The following is a 24945-nucleotide window of genomic DNA, read 5'->3' as shown; positions in this document are numbered from 1 at the left end:
GCCGGGCATGGCCGCCCGTTTGCTGCCGTTGCTGCTCGTTGGGTTGTTGCTGACCGGATGCAACCCTTTCTCCAGTGCCGAGCCGATGATGGATGAGTATGTCGAGCGCGTTGCACGGGTGCTTGAACTGGAGCCGGAGCTTTCTGAGCTCCCACCTGCCTCGAATCTGCCCCGTCGTCGTGACCGACAATTGCCGATGCCGGAACTTGATATGGGCATGCTGGACTTTCTATCCCTGTACGGCTGCGAGCTTCAGTACGTTATTGGCGAGAAGAACTCGGTGATGGGCAAGGTCATGCAGCCCCTGAATCGCCTGCGTTACGAGCTTCGCTTTATCGAGGCGGGCGCAGAGTGCCTGCCGGATATTTCCCGTGAAGGTGTCAAGGAATCCCTGGAAGAAGCCATTGCCAGCAAAAAGGAAACCCTGCCGGTTGTGCTGTGGAATGCGACCTGGGGCGTGGAAGAAATGGAAACCCTTTTTACCCTGGCAAAAGGGGATTATCCGGTAGCGCCAGATGGCAATCCGGTGTCTGACCTTGCCCGTGATGCCAGCCAACTTAATGAAACGGCAGAACAATTGTTGAATGGTGACCTCAGTCCGTCGCTAGATTTTGTTGGCCCGGTTCAGCAGCGATGGCAGGCGGAATATCGTGCGGGGCAGTTGATCAACAGCGCCCGCCTGCTGGTTGCGCGCCTGGAAGATTCATCGGCTTTGCTGGAGCAGAGAATTGATGGACGGCCACTGTGTCTGGACGGCAAACCCAACAATCAGTCGGATATCGTCCAGAATATGTTTTTCAGCGTTTATATCGAGAAAATTCAGCCTTACATGAGCGATGTTCGCCAGGCCAAACGCCAGCTGATCGAGCCGCTTGAGCGGCTGGCGGCCATGCAGGATGACGTCATGCCCTCCGAGTTCGAGCAATGGTACCAATATCATCTCGCAGACAACGGCAGTCATTCGCTCTGGGGCAGGCTTGATGGGGCGATGACCGAGCACACCCGCCTTTGGCAGACGTTGTTGGAGCAGTGCGGGCTCAGGCCCCAGGCGTGAGCCTTTTCAGACTACCTCAGGGCTAACGCTGGCTTTCTGGCGTAACCCGCAGTATTTCTTCCACGGTCGTTTCGCCGGCGGCGACTTTCTGGGCGCCGCTCAGTCGCAGTGACTTCATGCCTTCCTTGTAGGCAACCATCCGAATCTGTTCCAGCTCGCACTGATCGTTGATTTTGCTGATCAGTCCGTCGCTGAGTGTCATGATCTCGTAGACACCCTCGCGGCCGAAATAGCCGGTGTTCCGGCATTCGAGGCAGCCCACCGGATGGTAAATCTGTTTTGGCAGGGTAGCCTTCCAGGGCCGGGTCAGCGCCTGCCAGGCCTGGGGGTCTACTTCACCCGGTGCCTTGCAATGGGGGCACAGGGTCCGGGCCAGGCGCTGGGCCATCACGCCCAACACCGTCGCCCGGATCAGGTACGGCGGGATGCCCAGCTCCATCAGGCGGGTGATCGCGCTGGGGGCATCGTTTGTGTGCAGGGTGGACAACACCAGGTGGCCGGTCAGGGCTGCCTGAACCGCCATCTCGGCGGTTTCCAGGTCACGGATTTCGCCAATCATGATGATGTCCGGGTCCTGGCGCATCAGCGCGCGCACGCCAGAGGCAAAGGTCAGATCAATGTTGGCCTGCACCTGCATCTGGTTGAATGCGGGCTCCACCATCTCGATCGGGTCTTCGATGGTGCACAGGTTCACTTCCTGGGTCGCCAGTTGTTTCAACGTGGAATAAAGCGTGGTGGTTTTGCCGGAGCCGGTCGGGCCGGTCACCAGAACGATGCCGTGAGGGCGACCGGTAATGGCCTGCCATTTCTCCCGGTCTTCGGCGGAAAAACCCAGCTGGGCGAAAGATTTCAGCAGCACTTCCGGATCGAAGATCCGCATCACCATCTTTTCGCCAAAGGCTGTGGGCATGGTGGCCAGTCGCAGCTCCACTTCACTGTTATCCGGTTTTCGGGTCTTGATACGGCCATCCTGGGGGCGGCGTTTTTCCGCGACGTTCAGCCGGCCCAGGATTTTCAGGCGACTGGTTACGGCAACGCCTACCTGTTCCGGGAATTCATACACATTATGCAGTACACCGTCGATCCGGAAGCGCACCTGGGTCACGGTGCGCCGGGGCTCTATGTGGATGTCAGAGGCCCGCTGATCAAAAGCATACTGCAATAGCCAGTCCACAATCTTGACCACGTGCTGGTCATTGGCATCCGGGTTCTGGTTGGCGCCCAGGTCCAGCAGCTGTTCAAAGTTCTGGGAGCCGGCAGCGGCGCCGCCACGGTTGCCGCTGGCCTTGCTGACCGAGTTCGCCAGTTGATAGAACTCGACGGTATACCGGCGAATGTCCTCCGGATTGGCAACCACGCGCCTGATGTCTTTCTGTACCGCCTGTCTGAGGTTGGCTTCCCAGTCGCTCTTGAAAGGTTCTGCGCTGGCAATCAATACCTCGTCCCGACCAATCTCCACCGCCAGAATGCCGTGGCGCTGGGCAAAGGCATAGGACATCACCTGGGCGATAGCGGGGGTGTCAATCTTGAGGGGGTCGATGTGGTAGTAGGTCTGGTCGGCCCACTTCGCAAGCCACTGGCTGAGTGTGTCCAGGTCCAGGGTGCGCCCGCTCTGAAGGCTTTGCAGCCCGGCCTTGGCAATCAGCTCCAGCGGATGTTTTCGGCTGGCAGGGTGACCGGTGTCACTGCCAGCACCAATGTTCGCTGACATTACTCTGTCACCGTCTTCCTGGGTGATCTCTTTGCTAGCGACCAGCGCCGTGCATAAGTCCCTCAGAGTCAGGGTGCTCCGATGCGGCGCCGGTGGAAAGGTCTGATCAGCCATCAATCCGTTCCTTTCAGGTGGCGTCTTCAGCGGAAATACGGTTCAGCTTCAGGTGAAACATCGATACAGTGAACAGCAGGAAGGTCAGTATGGCAATGGCGACCGGCACGGCGGCGCCTTCGCTGAGCCAGGCTGAGACCACGTACTGGGTAAAATAGAAAATCACCACGAAACTCATCCAGATAATGCCGCGGTTGTGCGCCCGAAAGACCGGCACTGCAAACAACAGCAGGGGAATCAGCTTAACGCTGAGGATGAGGGCAACAGAAACGTCTTCGACCTGTACCGGATAAAAGGTAGTGATGGCCAGTGCTGCGAGAGTCATCACGTAGAGTGCAATAATCAGTCTGGCCGTAATTTTCGCTTTCGGGTTATGGAGCATTCTCGGTTACCGTTGTCGGTCTGGTGAATGTCATCGCAATCTGGCAGCCAGATTGGCGAGCCGCTGCCCGAAGGTCTGGCAGATGGCCTTTTCAGAATCACTCAGCGTTTTCTGCTGACCCGTGCCCGCCCAGTGGGAAGGGCCATAGGGTGTGCCACCGCTGGTTGTTTCGTTCAGGGCTTTTTCAGAATAGGGTACGCCGCACAGAATCATGCCGTGATGTAACAGTGGCAACATCATGGTCAGCAATGTGCTTTCCTGCCCGCCGTGAAGGCTGCCTGTAGACGTAAAAGCGCCGGCGGGCTTGCCAGTCAGGGCGCCATTGAGCCAGAGGTCGCCAGTGCCATCAAGGAAATGCTTCAAGGGTGCTGCCATGTTGCCGAACCGGGTCGGACTGCCAAGGGCAAGGCCGGCGCAATCTTGCAGATCTGACTTGCTGGCGTAGGGCGCGCCGTCATCGGGCACTGCCGGCATAGACGCCTCAGTGTCTGGTGATACTGGGGGAACCGTGCGGAGGCGGGCTTCCATTCCGCTTACTTTGGCAATGCCACGTGCAATCTGTGAGGCCATTTCAGCGGTCTGGCCAGTGCGGCTATAATACAGAACCAGAATGTAAGGTGAGTCGGTTGCCATAGATGCCCCTGATACGACCTGGAATGTGGAAAATGTCCGTGGGTTCTGTCATGGTTCCGGCCCCACGCCCGACGCAGATGAAGCGAACCGGGCAAAGAGAACCCGCAGGCGCGGTAGTCTAACAGGAGGATCCTCTTTGCAGCACCATTTCACCAGATGTTACGGCCTTGCGGGGCTGCTGGTTCTACTTTTGCTGGCGGGCTGCCAAAAACAGGCATTTGAGCAGGCGGACGGTACCGAGCTGGAATGGGAAAGTCTGCGTGGTCATTGGGTTCTGGTGAACTACTGGGCAGAATGGTGCAAGCCCTGCCTGGAGGAAATTCCGGAGCTGAATGACCTGGACCGGTCTGGCTCTGTAGTGGTGCTGGGTGTTAATTTTGACGATGTTAAAGGTCAGTCATTATTGGATCTGGGCCGGAGAATGGGCATCGAATATGGCATGCTGGGAGAAGACCCGGGCCCGGCGCTGGGTTGGCAGACACCGGTCGGTTTGCCCGCCACATTTGTGGTGGATCCCGATGGCAACCTGAAAGAAACCCGCTTTGGCCCTCAGACCAAAGAAGATATTACTGCGCTGATCAATGAGTAATCCGGTTAACGAATAACCCGGAACCAGCACTACACCCAGGAAGATCCCAGACCCATGTCAGACACTTTTGTTCATCTACGCGTTCATTCTGAATATTCCATGGTGGATGGCCTGGTCCGGGTCAAACCGCTGATTGAACGCGCGGCTGAGCTTGGCATGCCGGCCGTGGGGCTGACCGAGCAGTCCAACATGTGTTCGCTGGTGCGTTTTTACAAGGCGGCCATGGGCGCTGGCGTAAAACCGATCATTGGTGCAGACCTCTGGGTGGATAATCCGGACGAGCCCGAAAACCCCTTCCGCCTGACTCTGCTGGCCCGCAACAAGGACGGTTACCTCAACCTGACCGAAATTGTGTCCCGGGGTTATACCGAGGGACAGCGTTTTGGTATTCCCATTATCCAGCGACAATGGCTGGAAGACGGTCGGGAAGGGCTGATTGCGCTGTCTGGCGGCAAGATGGGCGATGTGGGCAAGGCGCTGCTATCTGGCAAGATCGATCTGGCGAAAGCTCGGGCCGAGTACTGGATGAATCTGTATCCGGGCTCGTTCTATCTGGAGCTTCAACGCACCGGGCGCCCCGGTGACGAAGACTGTCTTCACGCCAGCGTCGAGCTGGCCGGGGAGCTGTCCTGCCCGGTGGTGGCTACCAATGACGTTCACTTCCTGCACGCAGACGACTTCGAAGCCCACGAAGCCCGGGTCTGCATCGGCGAGAGCCGGACCTTGGACGACCCACGCCGGGATCGCCGTTTCAGCGATCAGCAGTACCTGCGCAGCGCCGAGGAAATGATAGAGCTGTTTTCGGACCTCCCGGAAGCGGTGCAGAATACCGTTGAAATCGCTCGCCGCTGTTCCGTTCAGGTCCGAATGGGGGAATACTTTCTGCCTGAGTATCCGGTCCCGGCAGGGATGACCATGGATGAGTATTTCCGCAAGGTCTCGGAAGACGGCCTGGAAGAGCGGCTGGCGAAAACCCTGAGCAAGGACGACCCGGAATACGATCAGAAACGTGAGGCCTACTACACCCGTCTGAATTTCGAACTGGATATCATCATCCAGATGGGATTCCCCGGCTATTTCCTGATCGTGATGGACTTCATCAAATGGGCCAAGAATAACGGCGTACCCGTAGGGCCCGGGCGTGGTTCCGGTGCCGGCTCCCTGGTGGCCTATGCCCAGTTGATTACGGATCTGGACCCGTTGGAATACGATCTGCTGTTCGAGCGCTTCCTGAACCCGGAGCGGGTGTCCATGCCCGACTTTGACGTGGACTTCTGTATGGAAGGCCGCGACCGGGTGATTGCCTACGTCGCAGAGAAATATGGCCGTGAGGCGGTGTCCCAAATCATTACCTTCGGCACCATGGCCGCGAAAGCGGTGGTGCGGGACGTGGCCCGGGTTCAGGGCAAGTCCTACGGGCTGGCGGACAAGCTGTCCAAGATGATTCCCTTCGAGCCGGGCATGACGCTGGTCAAAGCCATCGAGCAGGAACCGCAGCTTGGCGAATTCCTGGAAAACGATGAGGAAGCCCAGGAAATCTGGGAAATGGCCCTGAAACTTGAAGGTGTCTGCCGGAACGCCGGTAAGCACGCCGGTGGTGTGGTGATTGCGCCCACCAAGATTACCGATTTCTCGCCGCTGTATTGCGATGACGAAGGCGGCAGCCTGGTGACCCAGTTCGACAAAGGCGATGTGGAAGATGCGGGCCTGGTGAAGTTCGACTTCCTGGGCCTGCGGACCCTGACCATCATCGACTGGGCTCTGAAGATGATTAATCCGCGCCGGGAAAAGCGCGGCGAGCCCGAGCTGGATATCAACGAAATTCCGCTGGACGACGTGCCTTCGTTCACCATGCTGAAAAAAGCGGAAACCACGGCGGTTTTCCAGCTGGAATCCCGCGGCATGAAGGATCTGATCCGCCGCCTGCAGCCGGATTCCCTGGAAGACATGATCGCCCTGGTGGCCCTGTTCCGCCCCGGCCCTTTGCAGTCCGGCATGGTGGATGACTTTATCGACCGGAAGCACGGGCGCCAGCCGGTGTCTTTCCCGCATCCTGATTATCAGTACGATGGCCTGAAGCCGGTTCTGGAGCCCACCTACGGGGTTATCCTCTACCAGGAGCAGGTCATGCAGATCGCCCAGGTGATGGCCGGTTACACCCTGGGCAACGCCGACATGCTGCGCCGGGCCATGGGTAAGAAAAAGCCCGAGGAAATGGCCAAACAGAAGCAGTTCTTCCTGGACGGTTGTGCTGACAACGGTATCGATAAAACCCTGGCGGAAAACATCTTCGACCTGGTGGAAAAGTTTGCCGGCTACGGTTTCAACAAATCGCACTCGGCCGCCTATGCACTGGTGTCCTACCAGACGCTCTGGCTGAAAGCCCATTACCCGGCGGAATTTATGGCCGCAGTACTGACTGCGGATATGCAGAACACCGATAAGGTCGTGACCCTGGTTGAAGAGTGCCGCAGCATGGGGCTGGATCTGTTGGTGCCGGACGTCAGCCGTTCTGAATACACGTTTACCGTTAATGATGAAGGCCAGATCGTTTATGGCCTGGGAGCCATCAAGGGCCTTGGCGAGGGCCCGATCCAGAGCATCGTGGAAGGCCGCGCTAACGGGGAGCCCTATCAGGACCTGTTTGATTTCTGCCGCCGTGTCGACCTGAAAAAAGTGAACAAACGTGCGCTTGAAGCGCTGATCCGCTGCGGCGCCATGGACAAGCTGGGCGCGGGCCGGGCACACCTGATGGCTAGCATCGACAAGGCCATACAGCAGGCCGGGCAGCAATCCCGTAATGAATCCGTTGGCATGACGGATATGTTCGGCGATATTTTTGCCGGCGGCGAAGGTGAAGATCCTTACGCGGATGTTGCCGGCGTGCGGGAGTGGCCGGAAAAACAGCGCCTTAAGGGTGAGAAGGATACCCTCGGCCTGTATCTCACCGGGCATCCGTTTGACGAATATGAAAAGGAAGTACGCCGGTTTGTCAGATCGCCGATTTCCGAGCTCAAGCCGTCGCGGCAGCCCCAACGGGTTGCCGGGCTTGTGGTGGCCCAGCGTTCCATGAAAACCCGCACCGGCTCCACCATGGCGTTTATCACCCTTGATGACCGCAGCGCACGAATAGAAGCCACGCTATTCTCCGAGGCATTTTTCGAGCACCGTGAACTGCTGCAGTCGGACCAGGTCATTGTGGTGGAAGGCCAGGTCAGCCACGACGATTATTCCGGCCAGATGAAGATGCGAGTCAGTTCGGTCATGGACGTTGGTACCGCCAGGCAGCAGTTCAGCCGCGGACTGAAACTCGCCATTCACGCCGACCAGTTACAGAACGGCCTGCTCGACAAACTGGATTCCACACTGCGGCCCTTCCGTTGCGAGGGCAGTCCGGTCTGGATCGAATACAGCACCGGCGACGCAAGCACCCGAATCGAGCTTGGTGAATCCTGGCGAGTCCAGCCCGATGACGACCTGTTGCTGGAGTTGAAGTATCTGGTGGGCGACCAGTCGGTGGAACTGGTCTATGATTGATAACGAGCCTGTACAACGCACTCATACGAAGGTCCGCTTTAGAGATCGGCCTGTCGCTGCTATCTTTATTGATATAATTCAATTTTTGGCGGCCCCAAATGTCCGCCCCGTAATCATAATGATGGATCATCATGAACCCTAACTATCTTGATTTCGAACAGCCTATTGCCGACCTTGAAGCCAAGATTGAAGAGCTTCGCATGGTGGGCAATGACACCGACATCAACATCACCGATGAAATCGCCCGGCTGAAAAAGAAGAGCGTCAGCCTCACGGAAAGCATTTTCTCGGATCTGAAATCCTGGGATGTGGCGCGGCTTGCACGTCACCCCCGGCGGCCCTACACCCATGACTACATTGAAATGATGTTCGATGATTTCGATGAACTGCACGGCGACCGCCGTTACGCAGACGACCAGGCAATCGTGGGCGGAACAGCCAGGCTGAACGGCAAGCCAATCATGGTTATCGGGCACCAGAAAGGCCGGGAAGTGCGGGACAAGGTAAGACGCAACTTCGGCATGCCGCGGCCCGAAGGATACCGGAAAGCCCTGCGGCTGATGGAAATGGCTGAGCGTTTCAACATGCCGATCCTGACCTTTATCGATACGCCCGGCGCTTACCCCGGTATCGGTGCCGAGGAGCGGGGCCAGAGTGAAGCCATTGCGTTCAATCTGGCGGTGATGTCCCGTCTGAAAACACCGATCATCTCCACCGTCGTAGGCGAGGGCGGTTCCGGTGGCGCGCTGGCCATCGGTGTCTGTGATCAACTGAACATGCTGCAGTATTCGACCTATGCGGTTATTTCGCCTGAGGGTTGTGCATCCATCCTCTGGAAAAGCGCAGAGCATGCCGCTCAGGCTGCGGAGGCCATGGGTGTGACGGCGGAACGACTGAAAGAACTCGGCGTAGCTGACAATGTCATTCCCGAACCGCTTGGTGGTGCTCATCGGGCGCCGGATAAAGTGGCAGAGTCGCTGAAAGAAGTGCTGGCCCAGGGTATTGAAGAGCTCAGCGCCATGTCGGTGGATGATCTGGTAGCCCGCCGGTATGAGCGCCTGACCCGCTATGACACGGGCCGGTAGCACCGGCCCCGAAGGCACTTGGCCCGAAGCTCTGCTGACCTCTCTCGGCAAAATGCCGAGCTGCTCGGGCCTTTACGTTGCCCTAAGCGGTGGCCTGGATTCGGTGCTCTTGCTCCACACCGCGTCCCGGCTTTTCGGTCACAGAGGTCGGCTCAACGCCATCCACGTTAATCACCAACTCCAGCCAAATGCCCCCGAGACAGAACGTTTCTGTCAGCAACTTTGCCAGTCTCTGGCTATTCACTGCCATGTTGTTCGGGTAACCGTGCCGGTTTCCGCCGCCGATGAACGTGCCAGGACCGGCGGGCTGGAAGAAGCGGCGCGGGCCGCCCGCTATGAGGCGTTCGAATCACACCTGGGCAAAGGCGATCTGCTGCTGATGGCGCACCATGGGGATGACCAGGTAGAAACGGTTCTGTTCCGCTTGCTTCGTGGGTCCGGTGTTGCCGGTCTGGCCGGAATGCCTGTTTCGCGTCCCATGGGAAAGGCCGCTGTGTATCGCCCTTTTCTTGATTTCAGTCGTCGTGAACTTGAGGCATGGGCGAAAGAGCTGAGTATTCAGTGGCTTGAAGACCCCAGCAACCTTGACCGGCGGTTCGACCGCAATTTTCTGCGCCAGGCCATCATCCCGGCTTTGCGGGAACGCTGGCCTTTTCTGAATCGACGGGTGGCCGCCACCGCGAAAGCCTGTCGGGAAGGCGACGAACTGGCTGCAAGCCTTGCCCGCATTCATTTCGACCAGTGTCGGACTGACGATGACGGTCTGGACATTTCTGCGCTGAAAAACCTGACTCTGGCCGAGCAGAAGAACCTGATTCGCTGGTGGGTCAGTCAGCAGGGTTTTTTACCCCCCGAAACGGGGGATTGGCAGGCGCTTCTATCCGGATTCATGGATTCCCGTGACGACCGGCAACCGGAATATTCGGGTACCGGCTATCGGCTTCGTCGTCACCAGAATGCTCTCTACTTTGTTATTGACCGACCGGCGATGGCAGATCAACCCAGGCCACTAGAACCGGGTAAACCTGTTAACTGGGGCGGGTGGCATTTGTCCCTGGAGCCAGCCGCGCCGGAGCCCCGCTACACACCGAAACTGGTGGTTCATGCCAGACAGGGCGGGGAGCGAATCAGGGTTCGACCTGGTGGCCCTTCCAGGCCGCTGAAAAAATGGCTTCAGGAACAGTCCGTGCCAGCGTGGGAGCGGGGCAGGCTGCCGCTGGTATCAGACAGCCTGGGGGGCGATGAAACGCTGGTGGCGGCAGGCCATCTGTGGGTTTCAGAGCAGTACTGTGGGGAGGCGCCGTCCAGCGGCTGGCGCCTGATTTTGGAGCGGGATTCTGATTGAGTAGGTGGGGGAGTTCTGGTAATCTGATGTCCCATCTTGAGATGACAATCTCCCTCCTTCACCGAACCAGACAATTCACGGAATCTGCATGACGCGTTATATTTTCGTCACCGGCGGTGTCGTGTCCTCCTTGGGGAAAGGTATCGCATCTGCCTCTCTGGCAGCGATCCTAGAGGCACGCGGCCTGAAGGTCACTATTCTCAAGCTGGACCCGTACATCAACGTGGACCCCGGCACCATGAGCCCCTTCCAGCACGGTGAGGTATTTGTCACCGAAGATGGCGCGGAAACGGACCTGGACCTGGGGCACTACGAGCGGTTTATCCGCACCCCCATGACCCGCCGCAACAACTTCACCACCGGCCGTGTCTACGAAGAAGTGATCCGCAAGGAACGCCGTGGCGATTACCTGGGCGGCACCGTTCAGGTCATCCCCCACATTACCGACGAGATCAAGCGTCGGGTAGTTGAGGGCGCAGCCGGTGCAGACGTTGCCATGATCGAGATTGGCGGCACCGTGGGTGACATCGAATCCCTGCCGTTCCTGGAGGCCTGCCGCCAGCTAAGGGTAGAGGTCGGCGCCCAGCGCGCCCTGTTCATGCACCTGACCCTGGTTCCCTACATCGCCACCGCCGGCGAAATCAAGACCAAACCGACCCAGCATTCCGTGAAAGAGATGCGGTCCATCGGTCTGCAGCCGGACATTCTGCTGTGCCGTTCCGAACACGAAGTCGACGCCAGTTCACGCCGCAAGATTGCACTGTTCACCAACGTGGAAGAGCGTGCGGTTATTCCGCTGCAGGACGCCAAGTCCATCTACGCCATTCCGCGGATGTTGCACGAATTCGGCCTGGATCAACTGGTTATCGAGCGCTTCGCACTGGACGCCAATCCGGCAGACCTGAGTGAATGGGACGCGGTGGTTGAGTCACTGCTGAATCCGGATGGTGAAGTGACCGTTGCCATGGTCGGCAAATACATGGAGTTGCTGGACGCTTACAAATCCCTGGTGGAATCCCTGCTTCATGCGGGTATCAAGACCCGCACCAAGGTGCGCATTAACTACATAGATTCCGAAGACATTGAGCGGGACGGCACCGGTGCGCTGGAAAATGCTGATGCGATTCTGGTTCCTGGCGGCTTTGGTGAGCGCGGCGTGGAAGGCAAGATCCGGACGGTTCAGTACGCCCGTGAGAACAAGGTGCCTTACCTGGGTATCTGCCTGGGCATGCAAGTGGCGGTGATTGAATACGCCCGTAACGTAGCCGGCCTTAAGGGTGCCCACAGCACGGAATTCCGTGAACATGCGCCGGAGCCGGTTGTCGGCCTGATCACCGAATGGCTTGATGCCAGCGGCGAAAAGGAAGAGCGTACGGATGAATCCGATCTTGGCGGCACCATGCGCCTTGGCGCCCAGGATTGTGTGGTGGAAGAGGGTTCGACCATTGCCGGTTGCTACGGTAAGAAAACCATTCGTGAACGTCACCGCCACCGCTATGAAGTGAACAATCATTTCCTGCCACAGCTTGAAGGTGCAGGTCTTCGGATTTCGGGTCGCTCAACGGACGGCAAGCTGGTGGAAGTGGTGGAAGTGCCGGATCATCCCTGGTTCGTGGCCTGTCAGTTCCACCCGGAATTTACCTCCACTCCACGGGACGGCCATCCGTTGTTCAAAGGCTTTATTGAAGCCGCGCTGGTACGCAAAGCCCAGACCTCTGACCAGACCTCTGACCAGACCTCTGACCAGACCTCTGACCAGACCTCTGAAAGGGAATCCTGATTATGGCGCGGAGCATGGTCGACGTTTCCGGTATCCAGGTCGCTAACGACAAGCCGTTTGTGCTGTTTGGTGGCATGAACGTGCTGGAGTCCCGGGACCTGGCGTTTGAAGTGGCCGAAGCCTATGTGGACGTCTGTTCAAGGCTGGGTATTCCCTACGTATTCAAGGCCTCTTTCGACAAGGCCAATCGGTCCTCAGTGCATTCCTTCCGCGGGCCCGGCCTTGAGAAAGGCCTGCAGATTCTGGCGGACATCAAGAGCAAGTACGGCGTTCCGATAATTTCCGATGTTCATACGCCTGAGCAGGCAGCGCCCGCTGCAGAAGTCTGCGACATCATTCAGTTGCCGGCCTTTCTGAGCAGGCAGACCGATCTGGTAGTCGCCATGGCGGAAACCGGCGCGGTAATCAATATCAAGAAGGCCCAGTTTCTGGCGCCCCAGGAAATGAAGCACATCATCACCAAGTGTGGTGAGGCGGGTAACGATAAGATCATTCTGTGTGAGCGTGGCACCAGCTTTGGCTATAACAACCTGGTTGTAGACATGCTTGGCTTCGGCATCATGAAGCAGATGGACGTTCCGGTGATGTTTGACGTCACTCATTCCTTGCAGATGCCGGGTGGCCGTGCGGATTCAGCCGGCGGTCGTCGTGCCCAGGTGACGGATCTGGCGCTGGCGGGTATGTCCCAGGGGTTGGCGGGATTGTTCCTGGAAGCACACCCTGATCCTGATAATGCCAAGTGCGATGGGCCCTGTGCGCTTCGATTGAGCCAGTTGGAACCGTTTTTGGAGCGGGTCAAGGCTGTCGATGACCTGGTTAAGAGTTTTAGGCCTATTGATACTGCCTGATAAAGGAAGTTTTATTTTTTTGCTTTGGGGGGAGCGAGCAGGCGGGGTACGGCTTTACGAAACACGCTCCTTGCGGCACATCCCTGTGTCGCTTGGGCTCCGCCATCCATGGCTCCGCACAGTTTCGTAAAGCCGTACCCCACCTGCTCTTGATCAAATTATAAGCATAACCTTCTGAATATTTTGAAATTATGGAGATTTGGACTAATGACCAAGATTGCCAACATTAAGGGCCGAGAGGTTCTGGATTCCCGAGGGAATCCTACGGTTGAAGCGGACGTAATTCTTGAAGACGGCACGATTGGCAGTGCCTGCGCTCCTTCTGGCGCTTCTACCGGCTCTCGCGAAGCTCTTGAGCTTCGGGACAAGGACGCCAGTCGCTATCTGGGTAAGGGCGTTTTGAAGGCCGTTGAAGCCGTAAATGGCAAGATTCGCGATTCGCTGATTGGTAAAGATGCAGCGGACCAGCGCGCTCTGGACAAGGTGATGCTGGACCTGGACGGTACGGACAACAAGGCGAATTTGGGTGCGAACGCCATTCTGGCTGTTTCTCTGGCCGCTGCGAAAGCCGCTGCGATTTCGTTGAAGAAACCGCTTTATGCGCACATTGCCGACATCAATGGCACTTCCGGCAAGTACAGCATGCCGGTGCCGATGATGAATATCCTGAACGGTGGTGAACACGCGGATAATAATGTGGATATCCAGGAGTTCATGATTCAGCCGGTGGCGGCCAAGACGTTCGCCGAAGCGCTGCGCATTGGTGCGGAAATTTTCCACGCGCTGAAGAAGGTTCTGAACAGCAAGGGTCTGAACACTGCCGTGGGCGATGAGGGCGGTTTTGCGCCGGATCTTCCGTCCAACGAGGGTGCCCTGGCGGTGATTCAGGAAGCGGTCGAGAAGGCCGGTTACAAGCTCGGTACCGATGTCACCCTGGCTCTGGACTGTGCGTCTTCCGAGTTCTACAAGGATGGTCAGTACCAGTTGTCTGGCGAGGGCAAGTCTTTTGATTCTGCCGGTTTTGCCGATTATCTGGCCGGTCTGTGCGAGCGCTATCCGATTGTGTCTATTGAAGACGGCATGGACGAGAGTGACTGGGACGGCTGGAAGGTGCTGACCGATAAGCTGGGCAGCAAGGTGCAATTGGTGGGCGACGATCTGTTCGTGACCAACACGCGCATCTTGAAGGAAGGTATTGAAAAGGGCGTTGGAAACTCGATTCTGATCAAGTTCAACCAGATCGGCAGCCTGAGCGAGACCCTGGATGCCATCAAGATGGCCCAGAACGCAGGCTACACGGCGGTGATTTCCCACCGGTCCGGCGAGACTGAAGACACCACCATCGCCGATCTGGCGGTTGCCACCTGTGCCGGGCAGATCAAGACCGGGTCCCTGTGCCGTTCTGACCGTGTGGCCAAGTATAACCAGCTGCTTCGCATCGAAGAGGCGCTGGGAGCGGACGCTCCTTACCGGGGCCTGAGTGAGATCAAGGGTCAGGGTTAACACCAGAGACCAGACCTGATGAAACCGGAAAGGCCATCACGCTTCAATTGCTCGAAGTGTGATGGCCTTTTTGTACAAGTGCTTAGCAGAACTTGTTGCAAAACTACTGTAAGGTCTATACTCAACATTCGTCGTCTATACGGTAATCGGAATTGCAATGAAGTTGGTCTGGTCCATCATGGTTTTGCTGATCATCCTGCTGCAGGTTCGCCTGTGGGTCGGGGAGGGCAGCTTTGCGCAGGTCTGGGGTCTGGAGGAAGCCATTGCCGGGCAGCGTGCGGAAAACGAAGAGCTGGAGATCCGCAACGAGCGTCTGTTCGCCGAAGTCCAGAATCTTCGTGGCCAGCAGGGCGCGCTGGAAGAGCGGGCGCGGATGAACCTTGGCCTGATCCGCGAGGACGAAACTTTTTTCCTGGTGGTTGAACAATAAGCCGCTCTGCCTTTCTGACGTCGACCATGCCCATGACTACCCCCAGACTCTGGCTTATTATCCCCGCCGCAGGTGCCGGCAAACGAATGAACTCTGCCCGTCCCAAGCAGTATCTATCGCTGCGGGGAAGTCTGATTCTTGATCTTGCTATTGAAAGCATGTCTGATTGCTTTGCGTCTGATAACACCGCTCTGGCGGGTTGTATCGTTGCCATCAGCGTGGATGATCCCTGGTGGTGCGACACCAGAGCCAGCCAGAACGACCGGGTTACCAGCGTCACCGGTGGTCAGGAGCGAGCTGATTCGGTACTCGCCGCGCTTGATGCATTGGACGGACAGGCGGGCCCCGATGATTGGGTGCTGGTACACGACGCCGCCAGGCCCTGCCTGCACCCGGATGATCTGAACCGGCTGCTCACTGAACTCAAAGATCATCAGGTAGGCGGTCTGTTGGCGGCGCCAGTGACCGATACCCTGAAAAAAACCGCTGCTGGCGGGCAGGATGTTCTCGAGACTGTCGACCGCAGCCAGCTCTGGCGCGCGCTTACGCCGCAGATGTTCCGGTTTGGCATCCTCAGGTGCGCCCTGAAGTCGGCTTTGGCTGCCGGGCTTCCTGTGACGGATGAAGCCTCAGCCGTAGAACAGGCCGGTTATTTCCCCTGTATTGTCGAAGGCCGTCCCGATAACATTAAGATAACGGTACCGGCCGATCTGGCGCTGGCGGATTTCGTGCTCAGCCGCTTCTGAATCCACTGCGTTTCACGTTTCAATCGATATAAGGAACCCATTATGCGAATCGGGCAGGGCTTTGATGTCCATGCGTTCTGTGAGGGCGACCATGTCATCCTCGGTGGTGTATCCATTCCGTTTGAAAAGGGAATCAAGGCCCATTCCGATGGCGATGTGCTGCTTCACGCACTGGCGGATGCGCTGCTGGGCGCCGTGGCTCTGGGCGACATCGGTCACTTTTTCCCCGACACCAGCGAGGAGTGGGCCGGGGCGGACAGTCGTGACCTGCTGCGTCGGGTGATGGAGCGGGTTGCCGAGGAGGGTTTCAGAGTGGCCAACGTGGACACCACGATTATTGCCCAGGCGCCGAAAATGGCCCCTCATATCCAGACCATGCGTCTGAACATCGCCGAAGATCTTAACCTTCCTGCAAACCGCGTGAGCGTGAAAGCCACAACCAGTGAACGTCTGGGCTTTACCGGTCGTGGCGAGGGCATAGCCTGCCAGGCGGTCTGTCTGCTTGAGCCGCAAAGCCTGTGACCGACTCAGAGCAGAATAACGACGAACCGGAACGCTGGCGTCTGGACTGGCCAACGTCATCGGGCACCAGGGCTGCAACGGCAGTTCTCAAAGCCAGCCCTGCAGATTTTATGGTGGATGAGAAGCTGGACGTTTCCGGCTTCAATGGCGGCGAGCATCTGCTGTTTCGCATCGAGAAAACCGGCGATAACACCGAGTATGTGGCCAGACAGCTGGCGGTGCTGGCCGGGTGTCGGCCTTTTGATGTCGGCTTCTGTGGACTGAAAGACCGCCATGCGGTCACTCGGCAATGGTTCAGCGTCTATCGTCCGGGGCTGGAAGGTGAAGACAGCGAACTGATCGCGCGGGTAGCCGAAACCTGGCCGGTACTCGAAAGCTGCCGGGCTCCGAAAAAACTGCGTCGCTCTGACCATCAGGGCAATGGCTTTGAAATAGTCCTCACCAACGTAAGCGGCCAGCAGAAGACCATCAACCTTGCGCTGGCGCAACTGCGCGAATATGGCTGCCCTAACTACTTCGGTCCCCAGCGATTTGGCCACGAGGGCGGTAATTTGGACCAGGCCATTGCGATGGACCCGGCCACCATGATTTCCGGCCGCGGCCATAAAGGTAAAAAGCGGGGTCGAGGCCGGTCTTCCTCTGGCGGTAACGAGTCTAAAAACGTATTGTACTTTTCGGCGGCACGTTCGTGGTTATTCAATGAAGTGCTGGCCCATCGCGTAGAGGTCGGAAACTGGCAGACGCTGCTGGATGGTGAACCCGGTTTGCCGGGTCTGGCGGACGCATTCATCACCGGCCCGCTGTGGGGTGATGGCGGTACCGAGGCTGTCTCCGTGCAGGGCGAGCTGGAAAGGGCGGTGGTGTCCGAGCATCCGCAGGTTGCAGCGGTGTTTGCGATCACACGGATGAAGCCGGAGCGCCGTCAACTGACCCTGATGCCGGAAGATCTGCAATGGCGATGGCTGGCTGCAGACAGGCTGTCGCTGGCATTCGGGCTGGCACCGGGGCAGTACGCAACAACATTGCTCGGCGACCTATTTGATTTGGCAGTAAGTGGAGACAATCGTGCGAATTCTGTTATCCAATGATGACGGTGTGCATTCGCCGGGCCTGAAAGCCCTGTACGACGGGCTCGAGGGCCTGGGCGAATTGCATGTTGTGGCACCGGACCGGGACCACAGTGGCGCCAGTAACGCGCTCACGCTGAACCGGCCGTTGACGGTTGAAGATCATGCCGGTGGTTTCCAGTCCGTTGACGGCACGCCCACGGATTGTGTTCACCTGGCGGTAAACGGATTGTTTGATCAGCCTTTCGACCGTGTGGTTTCCGGCATCAACACCCACGCCAACCTCGGCGACGATATTATCTATTCCGGCACCGTGGCAGCGGCAACGGAAGGCCGTCATCTGGGTTTACCCGCGATTGCCGTTTCGTTGGTAAACGAAGGCCACTTCCACTACGAAACCGCGGCCCGGGTTATCCGTGTCCTGCTGGAAGGCACTGCGCCCATGACCCTTGGGCCCCGTTGCATCCTTAACGTGAACGTGCCGGACGTGTCGTGGGACGAGCTGGCCGGATTCCGCGTGACCCGTCTTGGCCACCGTGGCCGGGCCGAGGGCGCTGTCCCCATGACCTGCCCGCGAGGCAAGGCACGGTACTGGATCGGCGCTGCCGGTAAAGGCAGTGATGCCGGTGAGGGCACAGATTTTCAGGCCGTGCGTGATCATTTTGTGAGTATCACCCCGGTGCATGTGGACATGACTCGCCATGAAGCACTGCCGTCCCTGCAGGACTGGGTCGAGAGGCTGAATCACGGGGTCCAGGATGAGGGAAGCCTTTGATGGTCGCAGAGCTTGACGGCATCGGGATGACGTCCCGCCGTACCCGGATGCGGCTGATTCAACGGCTGCGCGAATCCGGTATTGAAGATGAGCAGGTGCTGGAAGCGATGGCCAATGTGCCCAGGCATATATTTCTGGATGAGGCACTGGCGCACCGTTCCTATGAAGACACGGCGTTGCCGATCGGTTACGGCCAGACTCTGTCCCAGCCTTACATTGTGGCCCGGATGACCGAAGTTCTGATGCGCCATAAACCCTCAAGGGTACTGGAACTGGGCACTGGTTCCGGTTACCAGACCGCCATTCTGGCCAATCTGGTTGACCATGTGTTCAGCGTCGAGCGCATCAAACCCCTACAGGATCGTGCCCGTGACCGGCTGCGAACCCTGGGCGCACGGAATGTGCTTCTCAAACACGCCGACGGCGGCATGGGATGGCCGGACAAGGGTCCATTCGACGGTATTATTGTTACCGCCGCGCCCCGTGAAGTGCCGGAAGAGCTGAAATCACAACTGGCGGACGGTGGTGTACTGGTGGCGCCGATAGGCGAGCATACTCAAATGCTGACAGAAATTGTCCGCAAGGGCGCCAGGTTTGAAATCAATGAAGTTGAGCCGGTCCGCTTCGTGCCCCTGTTGGGTGGGGTTGTGCGTTGAGCCCACTGACTCCCAATCGTGATCACAGTCTATGGTCGGTGTTTCTCCGTGGCATGGCCATGGGTGCCGCTGACATAGTGCCCGGTGTCTCCGGCGGAACCATCGCCTTCATCACCGGTATCTATTTCCGGCTTCTTCAGGCGATCAGTGGCCTGCCTGAGGCCGCGTGGCAGAACCTTTTAAAAGGTCGTTTCCGCCAGTTCTGGCAGGCTTGCGACGGCACATTCCTGCTGTGTCTACTGTCAGGCATTCTGGTCAGTATTGCCGCCCTGGCGGCTGTCATCAGCTACGCGCTGGAGGCTTATCCGATCCTGATATGGAGCTTTTTCTTTGGTCTGATCGTGGCCTCGGTGTGGCATGTCAGCCGCCAGGTTCGTTCGCCCCGTGCGGTGTTGCTGGTGCCTTTTGTACTCGGCGTTGTCTTCGCCTGGTGGGTCGGGGGGCTGTCGGGCACGCCCCTGGAACCGTCTCTGCCGATGTTCTTCGGCGCTGGCGCCGTGGCTATCTGCGCCATGATTCTGCCGGGTATTTCCGGGTCCTTCATTCTGGTGATCCTGGGTATGTACGCGCCGGTTCTGGATGCCATCCGTGCACCTGACCTGGCCATTCTTGCGGTGTTTGCAGTGGGCTGTCTGATCGGGCTTCTATCCGTGGCCCGGTTGATTACCTGGGCTTTTTCCCGCTTCCACGATCTGGTGCTGGCGCTGTTGATCGGCTTCATGGTGGGAGCCCTGGATAAAGTATGGCCGTGGAAAGAAACCCTGACCTGGCGAACCAATAGCTCTGGCGAAGAGGTTCCGCTCAACGAGGCAAGCATCAGTCCCTTAAGCTATGCTGAACAGGCCGGGCAGGACCCTCAGTTAATTCTGGCCGGTCTGTTCGCCCTACTGGGGCTGGTTATGGTGCTTGCCATTGAGTGGGTCGGCAGGAAAAAGTGACATTTGCGCGCCCGTTCTCAGCATCCATGAGACGAGTGTTACTTTTCTGGCCCTGATGACTGTTTCGGGCGGTAACATATAACGGTGCACAGTAACTTGGTTTGGCACCGGAAATGTGCAATAAATTAGCGAGTTACTGAGAAAACCTGATAACTGACCGCATTTTTTATACAAAAATCGATTAACAGGCTCGTTTTTATTCTATTGAGATTGGCGTACAGAGTGTCTGAGTGGGTGTTTTCAGCGTCTCTTTTCCGGGCATCCTGGCTCTCGGTAAGTGGCGACGAACGGGCTCGTTCAAAAATTGGAAGCAGGGCTTCCCGGCGTTTTCAGAGTGTTCTAATGCTGACGATCATGGCTTTTGGCCTGGTCGGCTGTAATACGCCTGCGATACATCAGGATGACCGTTATAACCCCCCAGTCTACTGGGGCCGTCATGTGGTCAAGTCCGGTGAAACCCTTTACAGCATTGCCTGGCGCTATGGTCGTGACTATCGTGAACTTGGCGATGCCAACGGCATAGACCCTCCCTACAATTTAAAGGCCGGCCAGGTATTACGGCTGGACCAGCGAGGCAGTGTTACTGCGGCTTCGGGATCTCCAAAACCACCGAGCCCAACCCGGACTTCTTCGCCTCCCGACCCACCGGCGCCGAAGGTGTCAAAGCCACCCAATCCGTCTGCCCCTCCGGCTGAACAGAGCCAGACCGTAGCCAGTATCGAATGGCGCTGGCCCCACGTTGGCACCGTAATTGCTAGATATTCTACATCCGGAAAAGTCAATAAAGGTATTGATATTGCTGGAAATCCGGGTGATTCTGTCAGGGCAGCTGCAAGCGGTAATGTCGTTTACGCAGGAGATGGTTTACTTGGCTACGGAAACCTGGTCATAGTGAATCACAACGAGCACTACCTCAGTGCCTATGCCCACAATCGCAAGGTCGTGGTCAGAGAAGGGGATAATGTAAAGGCCGGACAGAAGATTGCTGAACTCGGAAGCAGCGGAACAGACCGGCCGAAATTGCACTTTGAAATCCGGAAAAATGGCAACCCGGTGAACCCGGTGCCGTATCTGCCACCCCGGTGACTGAGCGGTAACTGAGCAGAAAAAGTCACCAGGCGTGATGCAGACAGAAGACATAACAAGAAACGAACTGACTGGCACATAATAAAAACGGCGGCCGGGAGTCGCAAGCAGCCAGAAACAATGTCCTGAAAGAGAAAACAGACAAGAAAAGGTGCTCATAACAATAAGAACTGTGAGCAAATCCAGGATCCTTGAAAGGCGGGGCAAGCGCTATGTCATCAGAGCAGGAAGAACTCATCATTGATCGTGTGTCAGATGTAGAGGAGTCAGACGATCAACTGCTAGCGGAAGATAAACTCGACAAAGACGAGGCAGCCGACACAGAGGTTGCGAGCAGTGAAGAAGATATTCCGGCCCAGGGCCGTTATTTCACCAGCCAGAAACAGCTGGACGCCACTCAGCTTTACCTCAACGAAATCGGATTTTCCCCCCTGTTGACCCCCGAAGAGGAAGTCTACTTCGCAAGACTCGCCCGCAAGGGTGAAGAGTCGGGCCGCAAGCGGATGATCGAGAGCAACCTTCGCCTGGTGGTCAAGATTGCGCGACGTTATGTGAATCGCGGGCTGACCCTGTTGGACCTTATTGAGGAAGGCAACCTCGGGCTTATTCGGGCGGTAGAGAAGTTCGACCCGGAACGCGGGTTCCGCTTCTCTACCTATGCTACCTGGTGGATCCGCCAGACCATCGAACGGGCGATCATGAATCAGACCCGCACCATTCGTTTACCGATTCATGTCGTGAAGGAACTGAACCTTTACCTGCGGGCGGCCCGCGAGCTGACCCAGAAACTGGATCACGAGCCCTCCGCCGAAGAAATCGCGCAGATGGTGGACAAGCCGGTTGCAGACGTAAAGCGGATGCTTGGCCTCAACGAGCGCGTCGCCTCCATGGATACGCCCATCGGCAGCGGCGGCGAAAAATCCCTGCTGGATACGGTAGCTGATGAGGGCGCCGCAGACCCTGCGGATCAGTTGCAGGACAATAACATGTGCTCCTGTGTCGAGAAGTGGATTGATCAACTGAGCGATAAACAGCAGGAAGTCCTGTCGCGCCGCTTCGGCCTCCGTGGTTATCCGATCAGCACACTTGAAGAAGTGGGGCAGGAAATCGGTTTGACCCGCGAACGGGTTCGGCAGATTCAGGTTGAAGCCCTGCGCCGCCTCCGTGAGATTCTCGAGAAAGAAGGTCTTTCGGGCACCATGCTGTTCAAGTAGAGCTTGCAATAACCGGACAGAAAATAGAAAAGCGAAAACCGGCCCTTTCGGGGGCCGGTTTTTTTTGGCCTGCACAAATGAGAACCAGCCCGCGAAAGATGTAGTTTACATCCTGTTACACTTTGCCCGCCGAGGCGGGATTGAGGTTGTAGGTATTAGGCTGTCACAAAGGTGTCGAGCTTCGGGGAACGACGAAAAACAGGACTTTATAATAACGATCGAAAAGGAAAAGACGATGAAAAAGACTCTATCAGCAGGATTTGCATCATTACTTTTGACCACCGTGCTCTCTGCTCCGGCTTCAGCGCTGGAAGTGGACGGTGTTGATGTTCCTGAAACCTATACGGCCATGGGCACCGAGCTCAAGCTGAACGGCGCAGGTACCCGGTCCAAGTGGTTTATGGATCTCTATGTTGGCGGCTTGTACGTACCCAGCACCATCAGTGATGGCCAGGCCATCATCAACGCCGACGAACCCCAGGCCATTACCCTGCATATCATCTCCGGCATGATCACCAGTGACAAGATGAAAGACGCAACCATGGAAGGCTTCGAGAACTCCACCGGTGGCGATCTCGCAGCGATCCAGGACGAAGTCGATGCGTTCCTCGATGTGTTTTCAGAGGAAATCGTAGAGGGTGATGTGTTTGACCTGGTCTATCTGCCGGGTGAGGGCGTCCGTGTCCAGAAAAACGGTGAGGCACGCTCTACCATTGAAGGCCTCGAATTCAAGAAGGCCCTGTTCGGTATCTGGCTCTCTGACCAGCCTGCCCAGGAAGACCTGAAAGAAAAAATGCTGGGTCAGCGCTAAGATTCGACTCTGGGGAAACAAGTGTTGGACTGGCCTGCGCGGGCCAGTCCAAGTCCGTCAAACCTTCAAGCCAGATAATCCCGCTTCTGTTTGAACTCGCAAAGGTCCTCGATTTCACAGGCGCCACACTTGGGCTTACGCGCGGTGCAGGTGTAGCGGCCGTGAAGAATCAGCCAGTGATGCGCATCCAGAAGAAATTCTTTCGGCACCAGCCTCATCAGCCGCTTTTCCACTTCCAGAACGTTTTTGCCCGGTGCGATTCCGGTCCGGTTGGACACCCGGAATATGTGGGTGTCCACGGCCATGGCGGGCTGTCCAAATGCGGTATTCAAAACCACGTTTGCGGTTTTTCTACCCACGCCAGGTAAGGCTTCCAGATCTTCGCGATTGTCCGGAACCTGGCTATTGTGTTTATCGATCAGTGCCTTACAGGTTTTGATCACGTTCTCCGCTTTGCTATTGAACAGGCCGATGGTTTTTATGTATTCCTTCAGACCGTCCACGCCCAGGGCGTGAATGGCTTCCGGCGTGTTGGCTACCGGATACAGCTTCGCGGTGGCCTTATTCACGCCGACGTCTGTTGCCTGAGCAGAAAGAATAACGGCAATCAAAAGCTCAAACGGGTTTGAGTAGTTCAGCTCGGTGGTGGGTGAGGGGTTGGCGTCTCTCAGTCTGGAAAAAATCGCGGTTCGCTTTTCCTTGTTCATGACACGTTACCCGTTACGCGCACCCGCTTGCTTCCGGCTTCAACTGGCTGAACCGCGGCACGGCGCGCCTTGATCTGGTTGTCGATGCCATTCTTCAGGGCAATGAGTAGGCCCAGGCCAATAAAGGCGCCCGGTGGCAAGACCATGAACAGCACATCCGGATAGCTCTCAAGCGGGCGGATAGCCCACCCACTGGCCATCGGGCCAAGCAGCAGGTCCATATCGACAAACAGGGTGCCCTGGCCGACCAGTTCACGGATGCCGCCCAGGGCGATCAGCACGAACAGGAATCCCAGGCCCATCATGAAACCGTCCAGCAGCGCGGGCAGCGGCGGATTCTTGGAGGCAAAAGCGTCTGCCCGGCCCAGAATGGCGCAGTTGGTTACGATCAGCGGAATGAATATCCCCAGAATCTGGTAAAGCTCATAGGTGAACGCCTGCATCAGCAGTTCGGCACAGGTCACGAAAGAGGCAATGATCATCACAAAGGCGGGCAGGCGTACCGATTCACTGACGAAATTGCGGATCAGCGATACCGCCAGATTCGAGCCCATCAACACCAGTAGCGTGGCAAGGCCCAGGCCAATGGCGTTAACGACGGTGCTTGTGACCGCCAGCAGTGGGCAAAGCCCGAGCACCTGAACCAGCGCCGGGTTGTTGGTCCAGAGTCCGTCTCGAATGATCTCGGAGTTGGATTTAGTCGCCATGTTACGAATGCTCCTGTGCCGAATCGCCGCCCGCCAGTGATCCCGGCGTGACTGGCTCATCTTCAGGTGAGGCGGGTTGTCTTAGTGTGTCCCGGATCTGCTTCCGGTTCTCGCGAAAATAAATCAGTGTATCCCGTACTGTGTCCACCACTGCTCGCGGGGTAATGGTGGCGCCGGTAAACTGGTCAAATGCGCCGCCATCTTTTTTAACCGCCCAGTTTTCAGGCTCGGGGTTGTCCAGCGACTGGCCCTCAAAGGTGTAGATCCAGTCGGATTTCTTGGTTTCAATCTTGTCCCCCAGCCCGGGGGTTTCCCGGTGGCTGGTCACCCGCACACCCAGCACCGTGCCTTTCATATTGAGACCAATCAGCAGGCGGATATCGCCGGAATAGCCCCCGGGTGCCGTTACCGGAACAATCAGCCCGAAGGGTCGATCACCCCGGCGCGCAACCCAGGCGGTCAGGGGTTCGCCATCATTCAGGGCTGTGGTGGCGGGCAGGGTAACCGTATCCCTCAATAACTGGTTGTCGTGTCGGTCCTCGGGAATAATGTCAAACAGGGCCTCCGCTTCCGCCCGCGCTATCTGCTGTTCAATGCGATCCTGAGTCAGCGCCTGGGTCAACGCAATGGTGCCTCCGGTAATGATGGCAAACAGGCCAAGCCCGATGGCATTCCGTCGAATGGAGTGTGCAAGAGTCGCCATAG

23 protein-coding genes and 1 pseudogene are annotated in these 24945 nt (G+C 57.4%); 18 read left to right on the top strand and 6 right to left on the bottom strand.

Annotated elements, in window-relative coordinates; genetic code table 11:
• Positions 1 to 7 precede the first annotated feature (7 nt).
• Positions 8 to 1054: a DUF3080 domain-containing protein gene (locus E5Q11_RS05535; RefSeq protein ID WP_135802448.1), complete on the top strand. Its 1047-nt coding sequence runs from the start codon at positions 8 to 10 to the stop codon at positions 1052 to 1054.
• Positions 1055 to 1076: 22 nt separating this feature from the next.
• Here E5Q11_RS05535 and E5Q11_RS05530 read toward each other — a convergent pair whose 3' ends face one another.
• The 3 genes from E5Q11_RS05530 to wrbA are packed head-to-tail and all read right to left on the bottom strand — an operon-like array spanning position 1077 to position 3894.
• On the bottom strand, positions 1077 to 2879 hold the full coding sequence (locus E5Q11_RS05530; RefSeq protein ID WP_135802356.1) for a GspE/PulE family protein: 1803 nt from the start codon (positions 2877 to 2879) through the stop codon (positions 1077 to 1079).
• Positions 2880 to 2892: 13 nt separating this feature from the next.
• Positions 2893 to 3261, bottom strand: coding sequence for a DUF2069 domain-containing protein (locus tag E5Q11_RS05525; RefSeq protein WP_135802355.1), 369 nt, complete (start codon positions 3259 to 3261; stop codon positions 2893 to 2895).
• 30 nt (positions 3262 to 3291) lie between these two features.
• Positions 3292 to 3894 (bottom strand): NAD(P)H:quinone oxidoreductase, encoded by a 603-nt coding sequence (gene wrbA, locus E5Q11_RS05520; RefSeq protein WP_135802354.1) that lies wholly within the window; start codon positions 3892 to 3894, stop codon positions 3292 to 3294.
• A gap of 136 nt (positions 3895 to 4030) precedes the next feature.
• Here wrbA and E5Q11_RS05515 point away from each other — a divergent pair, with 136 nt between their 5' ends.
• The 17 genes and pseudogenes from E5Q11_RS05515 to E5Q11_RS05435 all read left to right on the top strand — a co-directional run bounded on the left by E5Q11_RS05515 (position 4031) and on the right by E5Q11_RS05435 (position 22826).
• A complete protein-coding gene (locus tag E5Q11_RS05515) occupies positions 4031 to 4483 on the top strand; it encodes a TlpA family protein disulfide reductase (protein ID WP_225314937.1) in 453 nt (150 codons plus the stop codon).
• Between the two features lie 54 nt (positions 4484 to 4537).
• Positions 4538 to 8020 carry a DNA polymerase III subunit alpha gene (gene dnaE / locus E5Q11_RS05510; RefSeq protein WP_135802353.1) on the top strand — a complete coding sequence of 1161 codons (3483 nt, stop codon included), beginning with the start codon at positions 4538 to 4540 and terminating at the stop codon, positions 8018 to 8020.
• A 131-nt stretch (positions 8021 to 8151) separates the two neighbouring features.
• A complete protein-coding gene (gene accA, locus E5Q11_RS05505) occupies positions 8152 to 9105 on the top strand; it encodes an acetyl-CoA carboxylase carboxyl transferase subunit alpha (protein ID WP_135802352.1) in 954 nt (317 codons plus the stop codon).
• Entirely contained in the window at positions 9089 to 10450 is a 1362-nt protein-coding gene (tilS, locus tag E5Q11_RS05500; protein ID WP_135802351.1) for a tRNA lysidine(34) synthetase TilS, read from the top strand. The genes accA and tilS overlap by 17 nt, the downstream gene beginning before the upstream one ends.
• An 88-nt stretch (positions 10451 to 10538) precedes the next feature.
• A pseudogene (locus tag E5Q11_RS05495) lies at positions 10539 to 12155 on the top strand (CTP synthase); the annotation flags it as partial.
• Between the two features lie 77 nt (positions 12156 to 12232).
• Positions 12233 to 13078, top strand: a complete 846-nt coding sequence (kdsA, locus tag E5Q11_RS05490; RefSeq protein ID WP_135802350.1) for a 3-deoxy-8-phosphooctulonate synthase — start codon at positions 12233 to 12235, stop codon at positions 13076 to 13078.
• A gap of 207 nt (positions 13079 to 13285) precedes the next feature.
• Positions 13286 to 14581: a phosphopyruvate hydratase gene (gene eno, locus E5Q11_RS05485; protein WP_135802349.1), complete on the top strand. Its 1296-nt coding sequence runs from the start codon at positions 13286 to 13288 to the stop codon at positions 14579 to 14581.
• 157 nt (positions 14582 to 14738) lie between these two features.
• The gene (locus E5Q11_RS05480; protein WP_135802348.1) at positions 14739 to 15011 is read left to right on the top strand and encodes a septum formation initiator family protein; all 273 of its coding nucleotides are present in this window, start codon (positions 14739 to 14741) and stop codon (positions 15009 to 15011) included.
• Between the two features lie 32 nt (positions 15012 to 15043).
• Positions 15044 to 15757: a 2-C-methyl-D-erythritol 4-phosphate cytidylyltransferase gene (gene ispD, locus E5Q11_RS05475; protein WP_135802347.1), complete on the top strand. Its 714-nt coding sequence runs from the start codon at positions 15044 to 15046 to the stop codon at positions 15755 to 15757.
• A gap of 42 nt (positions 15758 to 15799) precedes the next feature.
• The gene (ispF, locus tag E5Q11_RS05470; protein ID WP_135802346.1) at positions 15800 to 16279 is read left to right on the top strand and encodes a 2-C-methyl-D-erythritol 2,4-cyclodiphosphate synthase; all 480 of its coding nucleotides are present in this window, start codon (positions 15800 to 15802) and stop codon (positions 16277 to 16279) included.
• Positions 16276 to 17367: a tRNA pseudouridine(13) synthase TruD gene (gene truD, locus E5Q11_RS05465; protein ID WP_135802345.1), complete on the top strand. Its 1092-nt coding sequence runs from the start codon at positions 16276 to 16278 to the stop codon at positions 17365 to 17367. Before ispF ends, truD begins: the two co-directional genes overlap by 4 nt.
• Positions 17345 to 18121 (top strand): 5'/3'-nucleotidase SurE, encoded by a 777-nt coding sequence (gene surE / locus E5Q11_RS05460; RefSeq protein ID WP_135802344.1) that lies wholly within the window; start codon positions 17345 to 17347, stop codon positions 18119 to 18121. Before truD ends, surE begins: the two co-directional genes overlap by 23 nt.
• The gene (locus E5Q11_RS05455) at positions 18121 to 18777 is read left to right on the top strand and encodes a protein-L-isoaspartate(D-aspartate) O-methyltransferase (protein WP_135802343.1); all 657 of its coding nucleotides are present in this window, start codon (positions 18121 to 18123) and stop codon (positions 18775 to 18777) included. The genes surE and E5Q11_RS05455 overlap by 1 nt, the downstream gene beginning before the upstream one ends.
• Positions 18778 to 18830: 53 nt before the next feature.
• On the top strand, positions 18831 to 19715 hold the full coding sequence (locus tag E5Q11_RS05450) for a DUF368 domain-containing protein (RefSeq protein WP_228260628.1): 885 nt from the start codon (positions 18831 to 18833) through the stop codon (positions 19713 to 19715).
• 342 nt (positions 19716 to 20057) lie between these two features.
• Positions 20058 to 20801: a peptidoglycan DD-metalloendopeptidase family protein gene (locus tag E5Q11_RS05445; protein ID WP_135802342.1), complete on the top strand. Its 744-nt coding sequence runs from the start codon at positions 20058 to 20060 to the stop codon at positions 20799 to 20801.
• Between the two features lie 212 nt (positions 20802 to 21013).
• Positions 21014 to 22015 (top strand): RNA polymerase sigma factor RpoS, encoded by a 1002-nt coding sequence (gene rpoS / locus E5Q11_RS05440; protein ID WP_135802341.1) that lies wholly within the window; start codon positions 21014 to 21016, stop codon positions 22013 to 22015.
• Between the two features lie 235 nt (positions 22016 to 22250).
• Complete coding sequence (locus tag E5Q11_RS05435) at positions 22251 to 22826, top strand: chalcone isomerase family protein (RefSeq protein WP_135802340.1); 576 nt, start codon at positions 22251 to 22253, stop codon at positions 22824 to 22826.
• A 65-nt stretch (positions 22827 to 22891) separates the two neighbouring features.
• Here E5Q11_RS05435 and nth read toward each other — a convergent pair whose 3' ends face one another.
• Genes nth through rsxG form a run of 3 tightly spaced genes read right to left on the bottom strand, consistent with a single transcriptional unit; the run spans position 22892 to position 24943 of the window.
• Positions 22892 to 23533 carry an endonuclease III gene (gene nth / locus E5Q11_RS05430; protein WP_135802339.1) on the bottom strand — a complete coding sequence of 214 codons (642 nt, stop codon included), beginning with the start codon at positions 23531 to 23533 and terminating at the stop codon, positions 22892 to 22894.
• Positions 23530 to 24240, bottom strand: coding sequence for an electron transport complex subunit E (locus tag E5Q11_RS05425; RefSeq protein WP_135802338.1), 711 nt, complete (start codon positions 24238 to 24240; stop codon positions 23530 to 23532). The genes nth and E5Q11_RS05425 overlap by 4 nt, the downstream gene beginning before the upstream one ends.
• A 1-nt stretch (position 24241) precedes the next feature.
• Positions 24242 to 24943: an electron transport complex subunit RsxG gene (gene rsxG, locus E5Q11_RS05420; protein ID WP_135802337.1), complete on the bottom strand. Its 702-nt coding sequence runs from the start codon at positions 24941 to 24943 to the stop codon at positions 24242 to 24244.
• Between the last annotated feature and the right edge of the window lie 2 nt (positions 24944 to 24945).

It is taken from the genome of Marinobacter confluentis (assembly GCF_004785685.1).
Classification (GTDB): Bacteria; Pseudomonadota; Gammaproteobacteria; order Pseudomonadales; family Oleiphilaceae; genus Marinobacter; species Marinobacter confluentis.
This window is presented reverse-complemented; position numbering and strand designations above follow the sequence as displayed.

Excerpts from the sequence above, each read along its gene's own strand:
- ispF (WP_135802346.1), top strand. The coding sequence starts at position 15,800 with ATGCGAATCGGGCAGGGCTTTGATGTCCATGCGTTCTGTGAGGGCGAC.
- eno (WP_135802349.1), top strand. The coding sequence starts at position 13,286 with ATGACCAAGATTGCCAACATTAAGGGCCGAGAGGTTCTGGATTCCCGA.
- E5Q11_RS05535 (WP_135802448.1), top strand. The coding sequence starts at position 8 with ATGGCCGCCCGTTTGCTGCCGTTGCTGCTCGTTGGGTTGTTGCTGACC.
- kdsA (WP_135802350.1), top strand. The coding sequence starts at position 12,233 with ATGGCGCGGAGCATGGTCGACGTTTCCGGTATCCAGGTCGCTAACGAC.
- E5Q11_RS05525 (WP_135802355.1), bottom strand. The coding sequence starts at position 3,261 with ATGCTCCATAACCCGAAAGCGAAAATTACGGCCAGACTGATTATTGCA.
- E5Q11_RS05435 (WP_135802340.1), top strand. The coding sequence starts at position 22,251 with ATGAAAAAGACTCTATCAGCAGGATTTGCATCATTACTTTTGACCACC.
- dnaE (WP_135802353.1), top strand. The coding sequence starts at position 4,538 with ATGTCAGACACTTTTGTTCATCTACGCGTTCATTCTGAATATTCCATG.
- E5Q11_RS05455 (WP_135802343.1), top strand. The coding sequence starts at position 18,121 with ATGGTCGCAGAGCTTGACGGCATCGGGATGACGTCCCGCCGTACCCGG.
- tilS (WP_135802351.1), top strand. The coding sequence starts at position 9,089 with ATGACACGGGCCGGTAGCACCGGCCCCGAAGGCACTTGGCCCGAAGCT.
- E5Q11_RS05445 (WP_135802342.1), top strand. The coding sequence starts at position 20,058 with ATGCTGACGATCATGGCTTTTGGCCTGGTCGGCTGTAATACGCCTGCG.
- E5Q11_RS05480 (WP_135802348.1), top strand. The coding sequence starts at position 14,739 with ATGAAGTTGGTCTGGTCCATCATGGTTTTGCTGATCATCCTGCTGCAG.
- rpoS (WP_135802341.1), top strand. The coding sequence starts at position 21,014 with ATGTCATCAGAGCAGGAAGAACTCATCATTGATCGTGTGTCAGATGTA.
- wrbA (WP_135802354.1), bottom strand. The coding sequence starts at position 3,894 with ATGGCAACCGACTCACCTTACATTCTGGTTCTGTATTATAGCCGCACT.
- ispD (WP_135802347.1), top strand. The coding sequence starts at position 15,044 with ATGACTACCCCCAGACTCTGGCTTATTATCCCCGCCGCAGGTGCCGGC.
- E5Q11_RS05450 (WP_228260628.1), top strand. The coding sequence starts at position 18,831 with ATGGCCATGGGTGCCGCTGACATAGTGCCCGGTGTCTCCGGCGGAACC.
- accA (WP_135802352.1), top strand. The coding sequence starts at position 8,152 with ATGAACCCTAACTATCTTGATTTCGAACAGCCTATTGCCGACCTTGAA.
- rsxG (WP_135802337.1), bottom strand. The coding sequence starts at position 24,943 with ATGGCGACTCTTGCACACTCCATTCGACGGAATGCCATCGGGCTTGGC.
- E5Q11_RS05425 (WP_135802338.1), bottom strand. The coding sequence starts at position 24,240 with ATGGCGACTAAATCCAACTCCGAGATCATTCGAGACGGACTCTGGACC.
- E5Q11_RS05530 (WP_135802356.1), bottom strand. The coding sequence starts at position 2,879 with ATGGCTGATCAGACCTTTCCACCGGCGCCGCATCGGAGCACCCTGACT.
- nth (WP_135802339.1), bottom strand. The coding sequence starts at position 23,533 with ATGAACAAGGAAAAGCGAACCGCGATTTTTTCCAGACTGAGAGACGCC.